The sequence below is a fragment of the Bacteroidales bacterium genome (assembly GCA_035353855.1).
In the GTDB taxonomy this organism is placed as follows: domain Bacteria; phylum Bacteroidota; class Bacteroidia; order Bacteroidales; family CG2-30-32-10; genus DAOQAK01.
Window position 1 is genome coordinate 1 of sequence record DAOQAK010000072.1, and the last position, 15,930, is coordinate 15,930.

12 protein-coding genes are annotated in these 15,930 nt (G+C 33.5%); 8 read left to right on the forward strand and 4 right to left on the reverse strand.

Translation table 11 applies throughout. From position 1 onward, the window contains the following. Positions 1–159: 159 nt before the first annotated feature. The 8 genes from PKK00_14300 to pyrF all read left to right on the forward strand — a co-directional run bounded on the left by PKK00_14300 (position 160) and on the right by pyrF (position 12,848). The gene (locus PKK00_14300) at positions 160–1,812 is read left to right on the forward strand and encodes a hypothetical protein (protein HNW99574.1); all 1,653 of its coding nucleotides are present in this window, start codon (positions 160–162) and stop codon (positions 1,810–1,812) included. A gap of 4 nt (positions 1,813–1,816) precedes the next feature. Continuing rightward, positions 1,817–3,286: a DUF5723 family protein gene (locus tag PKK00_14305; GenBank protein HNW99575.1), complete on the forward strand. Its 1,470-nt coding sequence runs from the start codon at positions 1,817–1,819 to the stop codon at positions 3,284–3,286. A 167-nt stretch (positions 3,287–3,453) separates the two neighbouring features. Next, positions 3,454–6,597 (forward strand): protein translocase subunit SecDF, encoded by a 3,144-nt coding sequence (gene secDF / locus PKK00_14310; GenBank protein ID HNW99576.1) that lies wholly within the window; start codon positions 3,454–3,456, stop codon positions 6,595–6,597. Positions 6,598–6,649: 52 nt separating this feature from the next. Further along, entirely contained in the window at positions 6,650–6,931 is a 282-nt protein-coding gene (locus PKK00_14315; GenBank protein HNW99577.1) for a twin-arginine translocase TatA/TatE family subunit, read from the forward strand. A 270-nt stretch (positions 6,932–7,201) separates the two neighbouring features. Further along, complete coding sequence (locus tag PKK00_14320) at positions 7,202–9,484, forward strand: OmpA family protein (GenBank protein ID HNW99578.1); 2,283 nt, start codon at positions 7,202–7,204, stop codon at positions 9,482–9,484. Positions 9,485–9,549: 65 nt separating this feature from the next. After that, positions 9,550–10,716, forward strand: coding sequence for an AIR synthase-related protein (locus tag PKK00_14325; GenBank protein HNW99579.1), 1,167 nt, complete (start codon positions 9,550–9,552; stop codon positions 10,714–10,716). A 14-nt stretch (positions 10,717–10,730) separates the two neighbouring features. Then, complete coding sequence (prfA, locus tag PKK00_14330; GenBank protein HNW99580.1) at positions 10,731–11,801, forward strand: peptide chain release factor 1; 1,071 nt, start codon at positions 10,731–10,733, stop codon at positions 11,799–11,801. Positions 11,802–12,023: 222 nt separating this feature from the next. Beyond that, complete coding sequence (gene pyrF, locus PKK00_14335) at positions 12,024–12,848, forward strand: orotidine-5'-phosphate decarboxylase (protein ID HNW99581.1); 825 nt, start codon at positions 12,024–12,026, stop codon at positions 12,846–12,848. A gap of 67 nt (positions 12,849–12,915) precedes the next feature. Here pyrF and PKK00_14340 read toward each other — a convergent pair whose 3' ends face one another. The 4 genes from PKK00_14340 to PKK00_14355 form a co-directional block, all read right to left on the reverse strand. After that, on the reverse strand, positions 12,916–13,428 hold the full coding sequence (locus tag PKK00_14340) for an RDD family protein (GenBank protein HNW99582.1): 513 nt from the start codon (positions 13,426–13,428) through the stop codon (positions 12,916–12,918). 166 nt (positions 13,429–13,594) lie between these two features. Beyond that, a complete protein-coding gene (locus PKK00_14345) occupies positions 13,595–14,302 on the reverse strand; it encodes a hypothetical protein (GenBank protein HNW99583.1) in 708 nt (235 codons plus the stop codon). Positions 14,303–14,339: 37 nt separating this feature from the next. Next, positions 14,340–15,503, reverse strand: a complete 1,164-nt coding sequence (locus PKK00_14350) for a hypothetical protein (protein HNW99584.1) — start codon at positions 15,501–15,503, stop codon at positions 14,340–14,342. Between the two features lie 139 nt (positions 15,504–15,642). Then, the coding region (locus tag PKK00_14355) for a hypothetical protein (GenBank protein HNW99585.1) at positions 15,643–15,930 on the reverse strand (288 nt) is incomplete at its 5' end.

Below are 15,930 nucleotides of genomic sequence, written 5' to 3' on the forward strand. Positions count from 1 at the left end.
TTTTTAACCATTGGGTTGTTAATTATTTTTTCTATTTTTGTTCAGCATTAGTATAGTTATCAGAAGTTAAATGGATGAATTAAAATTGTAAAAAAAGTATTTCTTGCATTTTCGTTTCTTTTATTATATATTTATGCTTTATTTTTTTAAATCATTATTATGAGAAAAATTTATTCTTGGAAAAACAATTTTCCGGTTAAGGAAAAAGTATTTTCACTGTTCTTAATATTAATGACTGTGCTGGTGCAACAGTCATGTATTAAAAAAGATGATTTTGATTTTAAGAAAATGGCCAGTTTTGAATATTCGCCCAATTTAGTGGCTCCGATTATTCATACCAGCCTGACAATGGATGATCTACTGGCGTCAAATCAACTGATCCATGAGGATGCAAATAACTTTCTTACATTAATATACCGGACAACGGTATTTTCTAAAAAGATTGATGAATTAATTGATATCCCGAATCAAACAATAAATACTTCTATTAATTTTTCAACTGTTTCAATTCCGGCAGGAGATAGTTTAATAATGCCAACTTATACAACGGCTTATACTTTTAATTCATCGAATGGTGAAAGATTTGACAGTATATTCATTAAATCGGGAGTGCTTGATTTTAATATAAATGGGGATGTTAATCATAATTTAAAAATTAATGTTAATATTCCTGGCTTATTAAAAAATGGGCAAAGCTTTAAAAAAATAATTAACTATAACTATACGGGATCATTACCTGTAACAATCCATAATAATTTTGATTTAAGTGGATATAAATTAACATTTAGTTCGGGAAATAATATTAATATAAATTATGATTTAACCGTATATGGCGATAATAATTCTGATTACTCTCCATATAATTTAAATATGGGAGAGTCATTTACTGATATCGGATTTAATATGATTTTTGGATTCATGGGCACGATAGATTTAGACTTTAACCAGGATTCTGTTGATGTAAGTATTTTTAATAATACGTTGTCAGGGTCAATATATCTTGCTGATCCTAAAGTCAGGCTATATTTAAATAATTCTTTAGGCTTGCCGATAAATTTTACAATAAACACTCTGGCTGCAATGTCTTCTTCAAATACAGTTCTTGTTACGCCATTTGTAAATCCATATCCCTGGCAAATTAATTATCCCTCGTATTCCGAAATAGGACAAAGTAAAGAAACGATATTTACATTGGATTCAACAAATTCAAATATACGGCAGGCTGTAAATATTTCACCACAATATTTTTCATGCATTGCTAATGCTCAGGCAAATCCTCTTCCGAATAATCCTCTGACAGATAAAAATTTTGTTATTGATACCAGTAAAATTTCGCTTGATGTAGAAGTGGAAATACCTTTTCATGGTTCTGTTTCTGATTATGCACTTCAGGATACTGTTGATTTTAGTTTGAGCGAAGATATTGAGAAAATAGATTGGCTAATATTCAGGGTGAATACCTTAAATGGCTTTCCTTTAGATGCAACCATGCAAATATATTTTGTTGATTCTTTGGAGAAAAAAATCGATTCACTATTAGTTCCGGAAGAACAGGTTATCACTTCCGGAGTGATAGGACCGGCTCCCGATTATAAAGTAGTTTCACCCACTCATAAACTTACAACAGATAAAATTAGCCACGACCGTTTGATGAATATGATCAATGTAAAGAAAATATATATTTATTCAAAACTCGAAACAGCCAATAGCGGAAATACGATTATAAAAATGTATTCCGATTATAATATTGATATTAAAATTGGTATTCAGGCTCAAATTAAAACTACTGTTGTTCCTTCTAACAATGATTAAGCATATGAAAGTCATAAAAATAATATCTGTAAAATGTATCATTATATTTATTCTTATAGCAGGATATAATCAGCAAAGTTTTTCGCAACAGGATAATATGATTCATCTTTTGCCGGTAATTCCGCAATCGGCGTATACCAATCCTGCATTTAAGCCTAAAGCAAAATTCTATATAGGCTTTCCTGCACTTTCTTCTGTTTATGGAGGATTGGCACATAACGGTTTTGCTTATCGTCATTTAATTCAAAGGCGTGCTGATGACTCACTGGAACTTCGCATGGATAACATGATCGGCAAACTTGCAAATACTAATTATGTTTCAGCCAATGTTTCGGAAGAAATTTTGGCATTTGGTTTCAAAGCCAGGAAAAGCTATTTCAGTTTCAGTTTATCCGAAAAAATTACTTCCCGTGTAGGGTACCCGAAAGATTTAATTTCATTATTATGGAAAGGAAACAGTCAATTTATTGGTGAAACAATGGACCTGAGCGGAATAAATATTAACGCTGCGGCTTACCATGAAATATCCATAGGTTATATGCATGATGTACGAATTAAAAATCAGAATTTTGTTTTTGGCGGAAGAATAAAAATGCTCAGAGGATTAATGAATGTTTATACTCAAAAAAACGACCTTACTATTGGCATTGACGATAATGATTATGCCCATACAACCAATACCGGTTTCCAGGTAAATATGTGTGTCCCCGATACATTAGCAATGAATATTGATAGTATTAATGGGAAGGATACGATTAATGAAGATTTTAATTTCAATCCAGTAGATTTTTTTACCAATAATTCAAATAAAGGATTCGGTATTGACCTGGGTGTTTTTTATAAATTGAACAGTAGCTTTTCTTTCGGTGCAAGTATTGTTGATTTGGGCTATATCAAATGGCAGACGGGTGGCGGATCTAGTGTAAGGAATTATTCCAGCAATGTTCAGGATTTTGTATTTTATGGTATTGATTTCAATGATTTTTTTGGGAAAGATGATTCTATTGTCAAGGAGAATTTTAATGAGGCAATGGATTCCATTGCTGATATTTTCAATGTTTCTACTACTAAAAATAGTTATAAGGCCCCTTTGCCAACCAAAATATATCTGACAGCAATTTATACTATTACCAAACACGACAAAGTTGGGTTATTAATGCGGGGCGATTTTTTTAATAAGCGCCTTTATCCTTCATTCACGGCTTCGTATAACAAATGGTTTGGAAATATGTTAAGTGCTGGTGTCAGTTACTCTGTGATGAACAGAAGCTATATGAACCTTGGTTTTGCCATGGCGTTTAACCTTGGTCCATGGCAAACTTATGTTGCTACAGATAATATTTATTGCCTTTTTGACCCTGAAGGTGCACGAACAGCAAATGTTCATTTTGGAATAAATTTTATTTTTGGTTATAAAGAAGCCAAACCGAATTATAGCCTTTTAAGAGATACTCCAAAGGAATCCCTAAAATAATGGTTTTATATTTTACTTTATTTGCTTCCTAATGATGTAAAAGCATTTGGGTTAACCTGTTGTGTAATAATTTTTTTGAAAAAATGAAGAAAATTGGTTTATATCAATTTATATTCTAATTTTGCACCCTAATTTTTTAATCTTAAAGTTCATATAATTTTAAAGTTATGCAGAATAAAGGTGCTATTAAATTGTTTGCAATTGCATTTGCACTAGTTTGTCTTTTTCAATTGTCGTTTACTTTCTTCACCAACCGTACTGAAAGTAAAGCTAAAGAATATGCAACTTCCGATATCGTATCGGCACAGGCAAAACAATTAGCCAAAGGCGATGCAATCAAGGAAAAAATCATTTATGATTCGTTAGTTAAGGACAAGGAAGAATATTATCTCGATTCCATGCAAAATGAAGTAGTATGGCTTTGGATATATACATATAAAAAATGTAAAGACAGAGAAATCAATCTTGGTCTTGACCTTAAAGGGGGTATGAACGTAACCCTTGAAATTTCAGTTGTGGATGTTATCCGCGAAATGTCAAATAACAATAAAAGTCCTGTTTTTGTTAAAGCCCTTGATAAAGCTTCAGAAATGGAAAAATCGAGTACCAAAGATTATGTTACTCTTTTTGGTGAAGCCATTAAGGAAATTGACCCGGGTTTTAAACTATCCTCAATATTTAACACGGTTGAGTTGAAAGATAAGATAAATTATAATTCAACCAATGAAGATGTACTTAAAATAATTAAAGAAGAAACGGATGGTGCAATTGACCGTACTTTCAATATTCTTCGTACCCGTATCGATAAATTCGGAGTTACACAGCCAAACATTCAGAAACTGGGAACAGCCGGTCGGATATTAGTTGAACTACCTGGTGTTAAAGATCCTAAACGTGTCAGAAAACTTTTACAGGGAACTGCAAAACTTGAATTCTGGAGAACATGGGAAGTTACGGATGTATATAGCCAGCTGGAAGCTGCCGATACCAAATTAGTAGATATATTAAAAGGAACCGATACTACTAAAACTGCTTTGGATACTACTTTAACGGATACCTTAAAAAATGCAAAAAAAGAGTTGGCATTAAAAAAAGATACTGCTAAAAATAATTCAAAAACAGATACGACCTCACTGGTTAATAAACTAAAGAAAGATACTACAGGAAGCAAGAATCTTGCTGATAAAAAATCTTTTGAAGAATATGCAAAAGAACATCCATTATTTGCTTATTTACAACGAAATATTCAAAAAGGCGAAGATGGGAAAATGTACCTTGGTAAAGGTCCTAATGTAGGTTATTGTGCGGTAATAGATACGCCTAAAGTTAATAAAATGTTAGCACTTGCATACGAAAGAAACCTTTTTAAAAATGATGTAAAATTTCTTTGGGAGGTAAAACCTTTTGATGAAAAGAAAACGATGTTGTATTTAGTGGCTATCAGAATAGATGACCGTGATGGTAATGCAGCGCTTGATGGTTCTGTGATTACTAATGCCAGCCAGGATATGGACCAGAATACAAATAAAGTTGTTGTATCTATGTCAATGAATTCAGAAGGTGCAGCGATATGGAAAAGGTTAACCGGAGATAATGTAGGAAAGTGCATTGCAATTGTTCTTGATAATTATGTTTATTCAGCACCTGTTGTTAATGGTGAAATCCCTAATGGACATTCCCAGATTTCAGGTAATTTCACAATAGAAGAAGGAAAAGACCTTGCTAACGTTTTAAAGGCAGGTAAACTTCCGGCTCCTGCAAAAATTGTTGAAGAAAATATTGTTGGACCTACACTTGGTAGTGAAGCTATTAATTCAGGATTATGGTCGTTTATAGCAGCATTTTTAGTTACATTATTATTTATGATCTTTTATTATCATAAAGCTGGAATGGTTGCTGATATCGCATTGTTTGTAAACATGTTCTTTGTGTTCGGTATATTAGCATCACTGGGCGCAGTTCTTACATTGCCGGGTATTGCAGGTCTTGTACTTACATTAGGTATGGACGTTGATAAAAACGTTATTATCTATGAACGTATCCGTGAAGAAATAAGAGCAGGTAAGGGGATTAGGCTTGCTGTAAACGATGGTTATAAACATGCTTATTCATCAATTATTGACAGTAATGTTACCACTTTACTTACAGGTATTGTACTTTATGTATTTGGTTCAGGACCAATCCAGGGCTTTGCTACCACCTTGATTATTGGTATCATCAGTTCGTTATTCTGTGCGATATTTATAACTCGTCTTGTTTTCATTTGGATGATGGATAAAAATATGGAAGTTACGGTATGGAGTAAAGCAACAAAGAATATTCTTACCAATGTAAATGTTGATTTTATTGGAATACGTAAAACATATTACATTATATCAGGTACCCTTATCCTTATTGGAATTGTTTCACTTTCTACAAGGGGATTAAGTTATGGTATAGATTTTCTTGGAGGAAGAACTTATGTAGTACGCTTTGATCAAGATGTGAAAACAAATGAGATCAGGACCTCATTGGGAAAAGTATTTGGTGATGAACCTGAAGTGAAGACTTTCGGTGGAAATAACCAGGTGAAAATAACTACCGCATACATGATCGAGGATAAGACCACTAAAGCTGATTCTATTGTGGAATCAAAACTTTTCAGTGGACTTCTTCCTTATTTTAATACCAAAATTTCCGAAGATGAATTTATGACCCACGAGGAGGGTAAAGTAATTGGTAAACTCAGTTCACAAAAAGTTGAGCCAATGATTGCTTATAGTTTATTGAAGAAAGCATATTTAGCAGTATTCTTCTCCCTGTTGATTATATTTATTTACATTGCATTCCGCTTTAAAAAATGGCAATGGGGTTTTGGTGGAGTAATGTCTCTTTTCCATGATACATTTATTGTAGTTACGGCATTCTCGTTGTTTTATGGCGTATTACCTTTCACCCTTGAAATCGATCAGCATTTTATTGCAGCTATTTTAACAATCATTGGTTATTCCATCATGGACTCGGTAATTATCTTTGATAGAATTCGTGAATTTCAAGCACTTTATCCTAAACGTGATTTAAAACAAAATATGAATGATGCAATTAATAGCACATTAAGCCGTACATTGATTACCTCCGGTATTACATTCATGGTATTGCTTGCAATGTTCATATTCGGTGGTGAAGTGATCAGGGGATTCTGTTTCGCATTATTACTTGGTGTAGCAGTAGGTACATATTCATCAGTATTGAATGCAACACCTATAGCTTATGATACCATCAAATGGCTCGAAAGGCGAAAAGCTAAAAAAGAAGCTCAGCTGGTTAAATAAAATACTTACATAGCCCTGTTTTTTACAGGGCTTTTTTATTTATTTTTGTTGTATGAATAACCTGCTTTATGTTTTATTACTTTTTCAGGATGTCAGCGGTGGCGAGTTGATATTAGTCCTTTTGGCGGTTTTTTTATTATTCGGACCAAATAAAATACCTGAAATAGCAAGGAAAATTGCAAAAGGTTTAAATGATATAAAAAAGACAACTGATGGTTTTCGCGATGAAGTAAATAATACAATTGGTCCGATAAAAAAAGAATTTGAAGAAGATAAAAATTCTAATAAAAACGGGAATCAAAATAAACCCGATAATAATAAACCTGTAGGATAAAATATTTCATAAAATGAATTTCTGATATAGGGAAAGTTAAAATTTAATTGTTTTATTAGTTAGGTTGAATTTTAAATTAAAATAATTCTGTTCAGAATCAGAAGAAGTAAAATATAAAAACATACAGGATTATAAGAGGATTAGAACATTATTAAATTCAGTTAAGTCAGGAAGAGTAAAAAAATATATTCAAAGTTGGTGAATTTATTTTTTTTCTTGAAAATATTTTCTTTATTTTAGCAACGTTTTAGTGAACTTAAACAAATTACTATGAAAATTAGAAGGCTATTTTTTACAACTTTCATTGTTTCCGTTTTATTTGCAACAAATTTATTTTCGCAAAAAAACTGGGCTCAGGATGCTGATAATGCTTTTAAATATAAACAATACTATGAAGCTGTCAGCCTGTATAAAAAGGCATATTCAAAAGTTAAAAAGAATAAAGCAGAAAAAGCCCGTATTATTTTTCAATCAGCAGAGTGCTATCGTTTTTCTAATGATACAAAACAAGCTGAAATATGGTACAAAAAAGCTATCGGAATTAAATACCCGGATAAATTAGCTACACTTTACTATGCTGATATGCTGAAAGCAAATGAAAAATATGATGAGGCTATAGTGCAGTATAATGTTTATAAAGATCTTGATCCTTCCGATCCACGTGGCGCTAAAGGTGCTGAATCCTGTGCATTAGCACAGCAGTGGAAGGATAATCCAACGCGTATTGAAGTTGAAAATGCAAAACAGTTCAATACAAAAGACATGGATTTTGCACCTTCATACTATGATAAAAAGTATAAACAGATTGTTTTTACTTCAACACGCGAAGGTGCAACAGGAAATGATTATGATGTATGGACCGGGCAAAATTTCAGCGATATTTATCTTTCAGCACAGGATAAAAAAGGAACATGGAGTACTCCTGCTGCTTTTGGTGAAAGCATAAACACTAAGTTCAATGAAGGCGCAGCTTGCCTGAATGATAAATGCAATGAAATGTATTTTACCCGTTGTGGTGTTGAAAAGAAAAAAGAAATCAGGTGCCAGATTTATGTTGCTAAGAAAAAAGGTAATGAATGGGATCTTCCTGAAGTGTTACCTTTAGGGCCTGACAGCTTTACATACGGTCATCCTTCAATATCCAGTGATGAACTTTCATTATATTTTTCTTCAGATATGGAAGGTGGTTTTGGAGGTAAAGATATATGGGTGATTAAACGCACTAAGAAAACCAAACCCTGGGATAAACCGGTTAACCTTGGAAACAATATCAATACAGAAGACAATGAAATGTATCCTTATATTCGTGATAACGGTACTTTGTATTTTTCCTCAAATGGTTTATTGGGAATGGGCGGACTTGATATTTTTAAAGCGGAAAAAGTTGGTGATAAATTCGGAACTCCAGAAAATATGAAATTTCCTCTTAATTCTTCAGGTGATGATTTTGCAATTATTTTTGAAGGTAATTTAGATAAAGGTTTTTTCACTTCAAACCGTAAAGGTGGAAAAGGAAGTGATGATATTTATTCATTCTATCAACCTCCTTTAGTATTTACACTCCAGGGAACAATTTGCAACGATAGCAGTAAAACTTCTCCCAAAGAAAAAATCAAAGGTGTGATAATTACTTTATCAGGCTCCGATGGAACTATTATTACTGACACTAGTGATGCAACAGGTTCTTTTAAATTTGAAAAAACACAATTCCTTGCAAATACTTCATACGAAATTAAAGTAGAGGCAAAATCTTATTTTGGAGCAAAAGGAAAAGAAAGCACAGTTGGCTTAGAAAGAAGTAAAGAATTTATTCGCGATTTTTGTTTAATTCCTATTCCGCCAACTCCGATTGTTCTTCCCGAAATTCGTTATGAATTCAATAAATGGGATTTAAAACCACAGTACCAGGATTCACTTAACGATTTGATTTCAACAATGAAAGGCAATGAAAATTTGGTTATTGAATTGGGTTCTCATACTGATGCCCGTGGTTCCGATGAATACAACGATTCGTTATCATACAAACGTGCTAAATCAGTTGTTGATTACCTGATTTCTCAAGGTATTGCTTCTGACCGGGTTGTACCTCATGGTTACGGTAAAAGAGTTCCCCGAACACTTACAAAAGATATCACTGTTGTGGAATACGTGAAAGGCGGACAGGTAGTTAAACTTACTACACCATTGTTATTCACTAAAGGAACAACATTGAATGAGGCTTATATTAACGACCTGGCTAAAGATGAACAGAAATTTGAATCAGCTCACCAGTTGAACAGGCGTACTGAATTCAGAGTATTGCGTGATGATTATGTACCTAAAGCTGTACCTGATTCAAGTAAAGTGGCTCCTGTAATTGATATTAAAACCGGAAATGAACCATCGGATAATGAGGAAATAAAAGAACAACAACCAGAAAATAATAAAGTTACTCCTCAGGATAAAAATGAAAAAAATGATAAAGCTGTACCTGCTGACAACAAGAAAAATTCAACAGTACCACAGAATAAAAAAACTAATACAACTAATAATACCGGAACTAAAAATAAATAGCTTAGTTTAAATATTTAAAAAGCGTCCCGATTTACAATCGGGACGCTTTTTTTGATTTTAAAACAATGAATGAATTAAAATATAATAAGCGCGGAGTTTCAGCATCGAAAGAAGATGTGCACAAAGCTATTGCCGGGCTCGACAAGGGTTTATTTCCAAATGCATTTTGCAAAATTATTCCCGATTTTCTTGGTGCGGATAGTGAATATTGTGTGGTGATGCATGCTGATGGCGCAGGAACAAAGTCTTCGCTTGCTTATATCTATTGGAAAGAAACCGGCGATTTAAGCGTATGGCGCGGAATTGCACAGGATGCCATTGTGATGAACACCGATGATCTGCTTTGTGTTGGTGCCACCGATAATATTCTTTTATCATCAACAATCGGGAGAAATAAAAATTTAATTCCCGGTGAAGTTATTTCAGAAATTATTTCGGGTACCGAATCTTTTCTCGAAAAACTCAGAAGCTTTGGAATAGGAATTTATTCAACAGGCGGAGAGACGGCTGATGTAGGCGATTTGGTTCGTACCATTATTGTCGACTCAACCGTTGCATGCAGAATGAAACGTTCTGAAGTGATTGATAATTCTAATATTTCCGAAGATGATGTTATTGTTGGATTAGCTTCTTTTGGTAAAGCCAATTATGAAGATAGTTACAATGGAGGTATGGGAAGCAATGGATTGACTTCAGCGCGTCATGATGTGTTTTCCAAACTGTATGCAAAAAAATATCCCGAAAGTTTTGATGATGCTATTCCTGACGAATTTGTTTATTCCGGTTCACGGAAGTTGATTGACATTATTGGCGAAGCAGGTGTGAATGCAGGGAAACTGGTGTTATCTCCAACGCGTACATATGCACCTGTTGTGAAAAAAATTCTTGAAAAATATCGCAATGAAATTCATGGTATGGTTCATTGTTCGGGGGGAGCGCAAACAAAAGTGCTTAACTTTGTTGAGAATTTGCATGTCGTAAAAAATGATTTGTTTGATGTTCCTCCATTGTTCAGGTTGATTCAGAAAGAATCGAAAACCCCGTGGGAAGAGATGTACAAGGTGTTTAACATGGGTTATCGTTTTGAAATATACATTAAAAAAGATTTTGCATCAGAAATAATCAACATCAGTAAATCATTTGGAGTAGATGCAAAAATTGTTGGACACTGCGAAAAATATAAAGGAAAAAAACTTACGATTACCAGTGAGTTTGGAAAGTTTGAATATTAAAATAAATTAAAGTTATGCTAGATAAATTAGATGCCATATATAAAAGATGGGAAGAGATCGGTTGTCAAATTGCCGATCCTGAAGTTATGTCGGATATGAAGCGGTATATTAAGCTCAGTAAAGATTATAAAGAATTACAACCTATTATTGATGCTTATAAAGAATACAAACTTGTATTGGACAATATTACTTCATCGAAAGAGATCCTTTCAAAAGAAAAAGATGAAGAGTTTCGCGAAATGGCAAAAGCAGAATTGGATGAATTAATAGAAAGAAAAGATTCATTAGAGGAGGAGATTCGTGTAATGCTTATTCCTGCTGACCCGCAGGATGGGAAGAATGCGATCATGGAAATTCGCGCGGGAACAGGCGGGGATGAAGCCAGTATTTTTGCAGGCGACCTTTACCGTATGTACACACGTTTCTGCGAAATAAAAAAATGGAAAGTGGAGTTGGTTGAATGTACCGAAGGCACTGTTGGCGGGTATAAGGAAGTTATATTTAACGTGTCAGGCGAAAATGTTTACGGTCAGTTGAAATACGAATCGGGTGTGCATCGTGTGCAACGCGTTCCGCAAACCGAAACGCAGGGCAGGGTTCATACTTCAGCAGCATCGGTAGTGGTGTTGCCCGAAGCAGATGAGTTTGATGTGGACCTGAAGGTTTCGGATATTCGTAAAGATACATTCTGTTCTTCGGGTCCCGGCGGACAATCAGTAAATACAACCTATTCCGCGATACGTCTTACACATATCCCAACAGGAATTGTTGTTTCGTGCCAGGATGAAAAATCGCAAATAAAAAACCTGGATAAAGCAATGAAGGTTTTACGTTCACGATTATATGAAATGGAATATCAAAAATATCTTGATGAAATTTCGAAGAAGCGCAAAACAATGGTTTCTACAGGTGATCGCTCGGCAAAGATCCGTACTTATAATTATCCGCAAAGCCGTGTTACCGACCATCGTATTGGTGTTTCTACTCACAACCTTCCTGCTTATATGGGTGGTGAAATCCAGGATATGATCGATGCATTACAGCTTGCTGAAAATGCTGAAAGGCTTAAAGCTGCAGGAGAATAAGAGTTATGTGTTTTGATGAAAATAATTAGTCAGTCAGAGTTTATCGAAGACTGACCAAGAAAAAAGAAAAATAATAATGAATCACTTTACTTTTTTCCTTCGCACTATTTCGATGAACTCAATATGACCCAGCGTTTTTTGATAATCTAGTTGAGTTGTCAGTCTGAGTTTATCGAAGACTGACACAATAAGGAAAAGTAAAAAGAATAAAAAAATAATATCATGAATAAACAGGAATTAGTAAAATTAATTAATCAGAAAAGATCATTTTTATGTGTTGGTCTCGACCCTGATGTTCAGAAATTGCCTAAGCATTTATTGAATTCTGATGATCCCGTTTTTGAATTCAACAAACAAATTATTGATGCTACAAAAGAATTTGCCGTTGCATACAAACCAAATCTGGCTTTTTACGAATGCCTTGGTATTAAAGGAATGCAGAGTTTCGAAAAAACCATTCGTTATTTAAATAAATTTCCGGGAGAATTTTTTACTATTGCCGATGCCAAGCGTGGTGATATTGGAAACACTTCGAAAATGTATGCGCGTTCGTTTTTTGGTAATGAAGAAAATGCTTTGAATTTTGATGCGGTAACGGTTGCTCCATACATGGGCGAAGATTCAGTAAAACCTTTTCTTGAATATCCGAACAAATGGGTTATTCTGTTGGCGTTGACTTCGAATAAAGGCGCAAACGATTTTCAGTTTTTCAATAATAACGGAAAACGTTTATTCGAGCAGGTACTTGAAAGATCGCAGCAGTGGGCGAATTCCGAAAATATGATGTACGTGGTTGGCGCTACACAAGCAAAAATGCTGGCCGATATTCGTAAAATTGTTCCCGATCATTTTCTTCTGGTTCCCGGTGTTGGCGCACAGGGCGGCAGTTTGCAGGAAGTGGTAAAATACGGAATGAATAAAGAAATTGGCTTGTTAATTAATGCATCGCGCAGTATTCTTTATGCTTCGGCAAATGAAGATTTTGCGGTTAAAGCCGCTGATGAAGCCAAAGTCATGCGTGATGAGATGAGTGCTTTGATGAAATAAAAATAACTTGATACCTTTTTGAATTTCTGGGAGTCGTAAGTAGTAAGACGAAAGTTGTAAGTTGTAATTATTTTGATTTTTTTACATTTATTACAATTGTCTCGCCAATTTTATCATGAAGTGTCATCCTGTTGGGATTCCAAAAAGCTTGTATATATCCAAATCCAAACTCAACAGCAGATGCATAATAACCCAAACTTCGTTCGATACAATGCCACAAACCGATATGTTCATGGTACAATGAAAGTACCTTTATCCTAAGAAAATATTTCCCAATGGTTTGTCCTTTGCAGAAATAAAAGAATATCACAAAATAAATGACAGGCAAAAGTCCCAATATATATTTCAAAACGGTAATGAAATATGAATGTGTATTGCTTATTTCAATTTCTACATCAAATGCACTATGGACATCGATCTTTGTAATGTTCATATTGAATAGAGCAAACAGGAGAATTATACCAAAATAAATTATAATGAGTGCTATCCAGTCAATAAGGAAAGCAAAAAATCTTTTCCTGATTGTGGCAAGAATATATTCTTTATCCTGATGGAATTCATGTCTTATTTTATAGTTCATAATTGTTGATTAAGGTTGTAAAATAATTATTAACGAAACTGTATTTCTTGCAATGGCTGACTGTCATGCGAAGACAGAGACGAGTCTGTTGTGATAAAATAATAAGTTGCTAATCGCTCCACCGTCAACCACGAGCCTTTAAAATAACATAAAGTTAGCAAACGTTTTATTGTTTCTGAATCAAATCCATCCCATTATCATATAAAAAATTTATCGCTTGTTTTATAACATGCTTTTTCCCTTCAGTCAAGAATTCCTTTAATAAACTAGTTCCTTGCTTTGCAATTTTACCCCAAATTTTCGAAAGACTTTTAATGATAATTTTTTTAGACTTTTTTGTCAGTATCTTTCTTAGTTCTATGACATCACTTTTGATTTGCAGGATTTCTTCTTTGTTAGAATCAGATTGAAAATCCTCAATCTTATTCTCAATATTTTCTAAGTGTGAGTCAAGTAAAAGAACTTGTTTCGTCGAAAGTGGACTTGAGTCAGCATCTTCATCTATTATTTCAAATTCAGCATAAAATTCATCAGAATATGCTTTAATTATTGGGTCATCATAAACAGATTTTACTTTGTCATAACCATCAAGAAGCTGAAGCCAATTAGAAAATCGATCTTCTAATTGCCCACCTTTTACCCAAATATTACCATTAGCTGTTGTTAATTTATGTTGTGGCTTCCAGTCAATTTTAAATTGCAATTCTTTTTCATACTTAAATTCCTCAACATTAAAATAAAAATCCGAATCAATATCTTTATCTTTAAAACACAATAGGAAATTGTTTGGTTGAGCAATTTCAAAATTAGAACCTTTCTTGTCTAAAAATGGCTGTATAATTTCTAAAACTTCTAATGGGATCTTTTTTTTCATTGTCTGGTTTTAATTATAAAATGTTAGCAAACGTAATTTATTTAAAAGTATCAAATTTGCCTATTTTTCTTATACTACCATCATTATATTGATATATAAAAATACCATTTTCTATTTTCTCTGGGTTTACTTTTTGTCCCATAAGGTTGAATATATATAATAGCTTAGGTGCGTGTAAAGTTAAATTTTCATCAATTGAAGTAGTACAATTTGTACTCCATGAAGCGAAGCTGTCTTTTGTCCAATTAGTAGGGTCGGTAGTTGTTAGTCCTAGTTGGGTGCTGTTAACACATATTTCGAATAGATTCGGGTTGTCGTAGCACCAAAGAGTTGATAACGCAGTATTATTGGTAACATCAAGGTTCGTAATTTGGTTCGTGGGACATGATAATCCCCACAATTCGGTATTATTAGAAACATCAATGTTCGTGAGTTGGTTGTCATCACAGAATAAACTTTCCAATGCTGTGTTTGTACTAACATTTATACTTGTAAGTTTGTTACCGGGACACTGTATGGTTTTTAGCGCAGTATTGTTTGTAAGATTAATGCTCGTGAGTTGATTATAATCGCAATATAAATCTGTTAATGCAGGATCATTACTAACATCAAGACTTGTGAGTTGGGTGTTATATTGAAAAACTACCAAAGATAAAGCAGATTTATTATTTGCACCAATTATGCTTGTTAACAGGCTGTCATATGCGCAACATAATTGCTGCAATGCTGTATTATTAGTAACATCAATGCTTGTGAGTTTATTAGATGAGAAATATAGAGCCTCCAAAGCAATATTTTTACTTACATCAAGACTCGTAAGTTGATTGTACGAGCAATATAAACCCGCCAAAGCAGTGTTTTGGCTTACATCAAGACTTGTAAGTTGATTGTAATCACATTCTAAATCAAACAAAGCAGTATTTTGAGTCACATTGAGACTGGTAAGTTGGTTGGAGTCGCATTCTAATTGATATAATGCAGTAAATGTCTCTATGCCGGTTAAATCTGATATTGATTTATTATTCAGTCTTAACCATGTTATCACTTGTGCTTCGCTAAGCTGTATCTCACTGTCATGGTTTATATCAACATTATTTGGAGGTGCTATTAAAGCTGCTTTAAAGTTAGCATCAGGAATATTTACTATTTGTGCATTAGTTGTCAATGCTATAAATGACAAACAGATTAAAGCTAGATTCATTTTTTTCATATTTTTTTATTTAATGTTTCTAATTATGTTTGCTAACTTATTTATTACTTTAACAAAAGTAGAGCAATCTTGTAATCATTGAATAGATTGAAATACATTTTTTGTTTTTATTTTATTATCAAAATTAAACTTATTTCTTTTTTACAACAGCTCTTTCCAAATTTTCTTTTACTCTGAACTTTACAATTTTTGTAATAAGATTTAGTGGCAGCGGCTTGTTGAGAGGAAATTGCACCGAACCTTTTCCGCTTTTGTAAACAGATAATTCGTTTTTGAAATTTGCAATTCCTGATGATGTTGGATAAAACCCTATATGATTTTTCATTGCGGCAAAGTGAACCAAATTGCCTTTTAAAACATAAGTAGGGGTTGCTGAAAAATTCGAAGATGCTTTATTTTCAGGAATTATCTGCATATT

Bases quoted from the DNA above. Each gene is read 5' to 3' on its own strand.
- PKK00_14300 (HNW99574.1), top strand. From the start codon at position 160: ATGAGAAAAATTTATTCTTGGAAAAACAATTTTCCGGTTAAGGAAAAA.
- prfA (HNW99580.1), top strand. From the start codon at position 10,731: ATGCTAGATAAATTAGATGCCATATATAAAAGATGGGAAGAGATCGGT.
- PKK00_14305 (HNW99575.1), top strand. From the start codon at position 1,817: ATGAAAGTCATAAAAATAATATCTGTAAAATGTATCATTATATTTATT.
- PKK00_14345 (HNW99583.1), bottom strand. From the start codon at position 14,302: ATGAAAAAAAAGATCCCATTAGAAGTTTTAGAAATTATACAGCCATTT.
- PKK00_14320 (HNW99578.1), top strand. From the start codon at position 7,202: ATGAAAATTAGAAGGCTATTTTTTACAACTTTCATTGTTTCCGTTTTA.
- pyrF (HNW99581.1), top strand. From the start codon at position 12,024: ATGAATAAACAGGAATTAGTAAAATTAATTAATCAGAAAAGATCATTT.
- secDF (HNW99576.1), top strand. From the start codon at position 3,454: ATGCAGAATAAAGGTGCTATTAAATTGTTTGCAATTGCATTTGCACTA.
- PKK00_14325 (HNW99579.1), top strand. From the start codon at position 9,550: ATGAATGAATTAAAATATAATAAGCGCGGAGTTTCAGCATCGAAAGAA.
- PKK00_14350 (HNW99584.1), bottom strand. From the start codon at position 15,503: ATGAATCTAGCTTTAATCTGTTTGTCATTTATAGCATTGACAACTAAT.
- PKK00_14315 (HNW99577.1), top strand. From the start codon at position 6,650: ATGAATAACCTGCTTTATGTTTTATTACTTTTTCAGGATGTCAGCGGT.
- PKK00_14340 (HNW99582.1), bottom strand. From the start codon at position 13,428: ATGAACTATAAAATAAGACATGAATTCCATCAGGATAAAGAATATATT.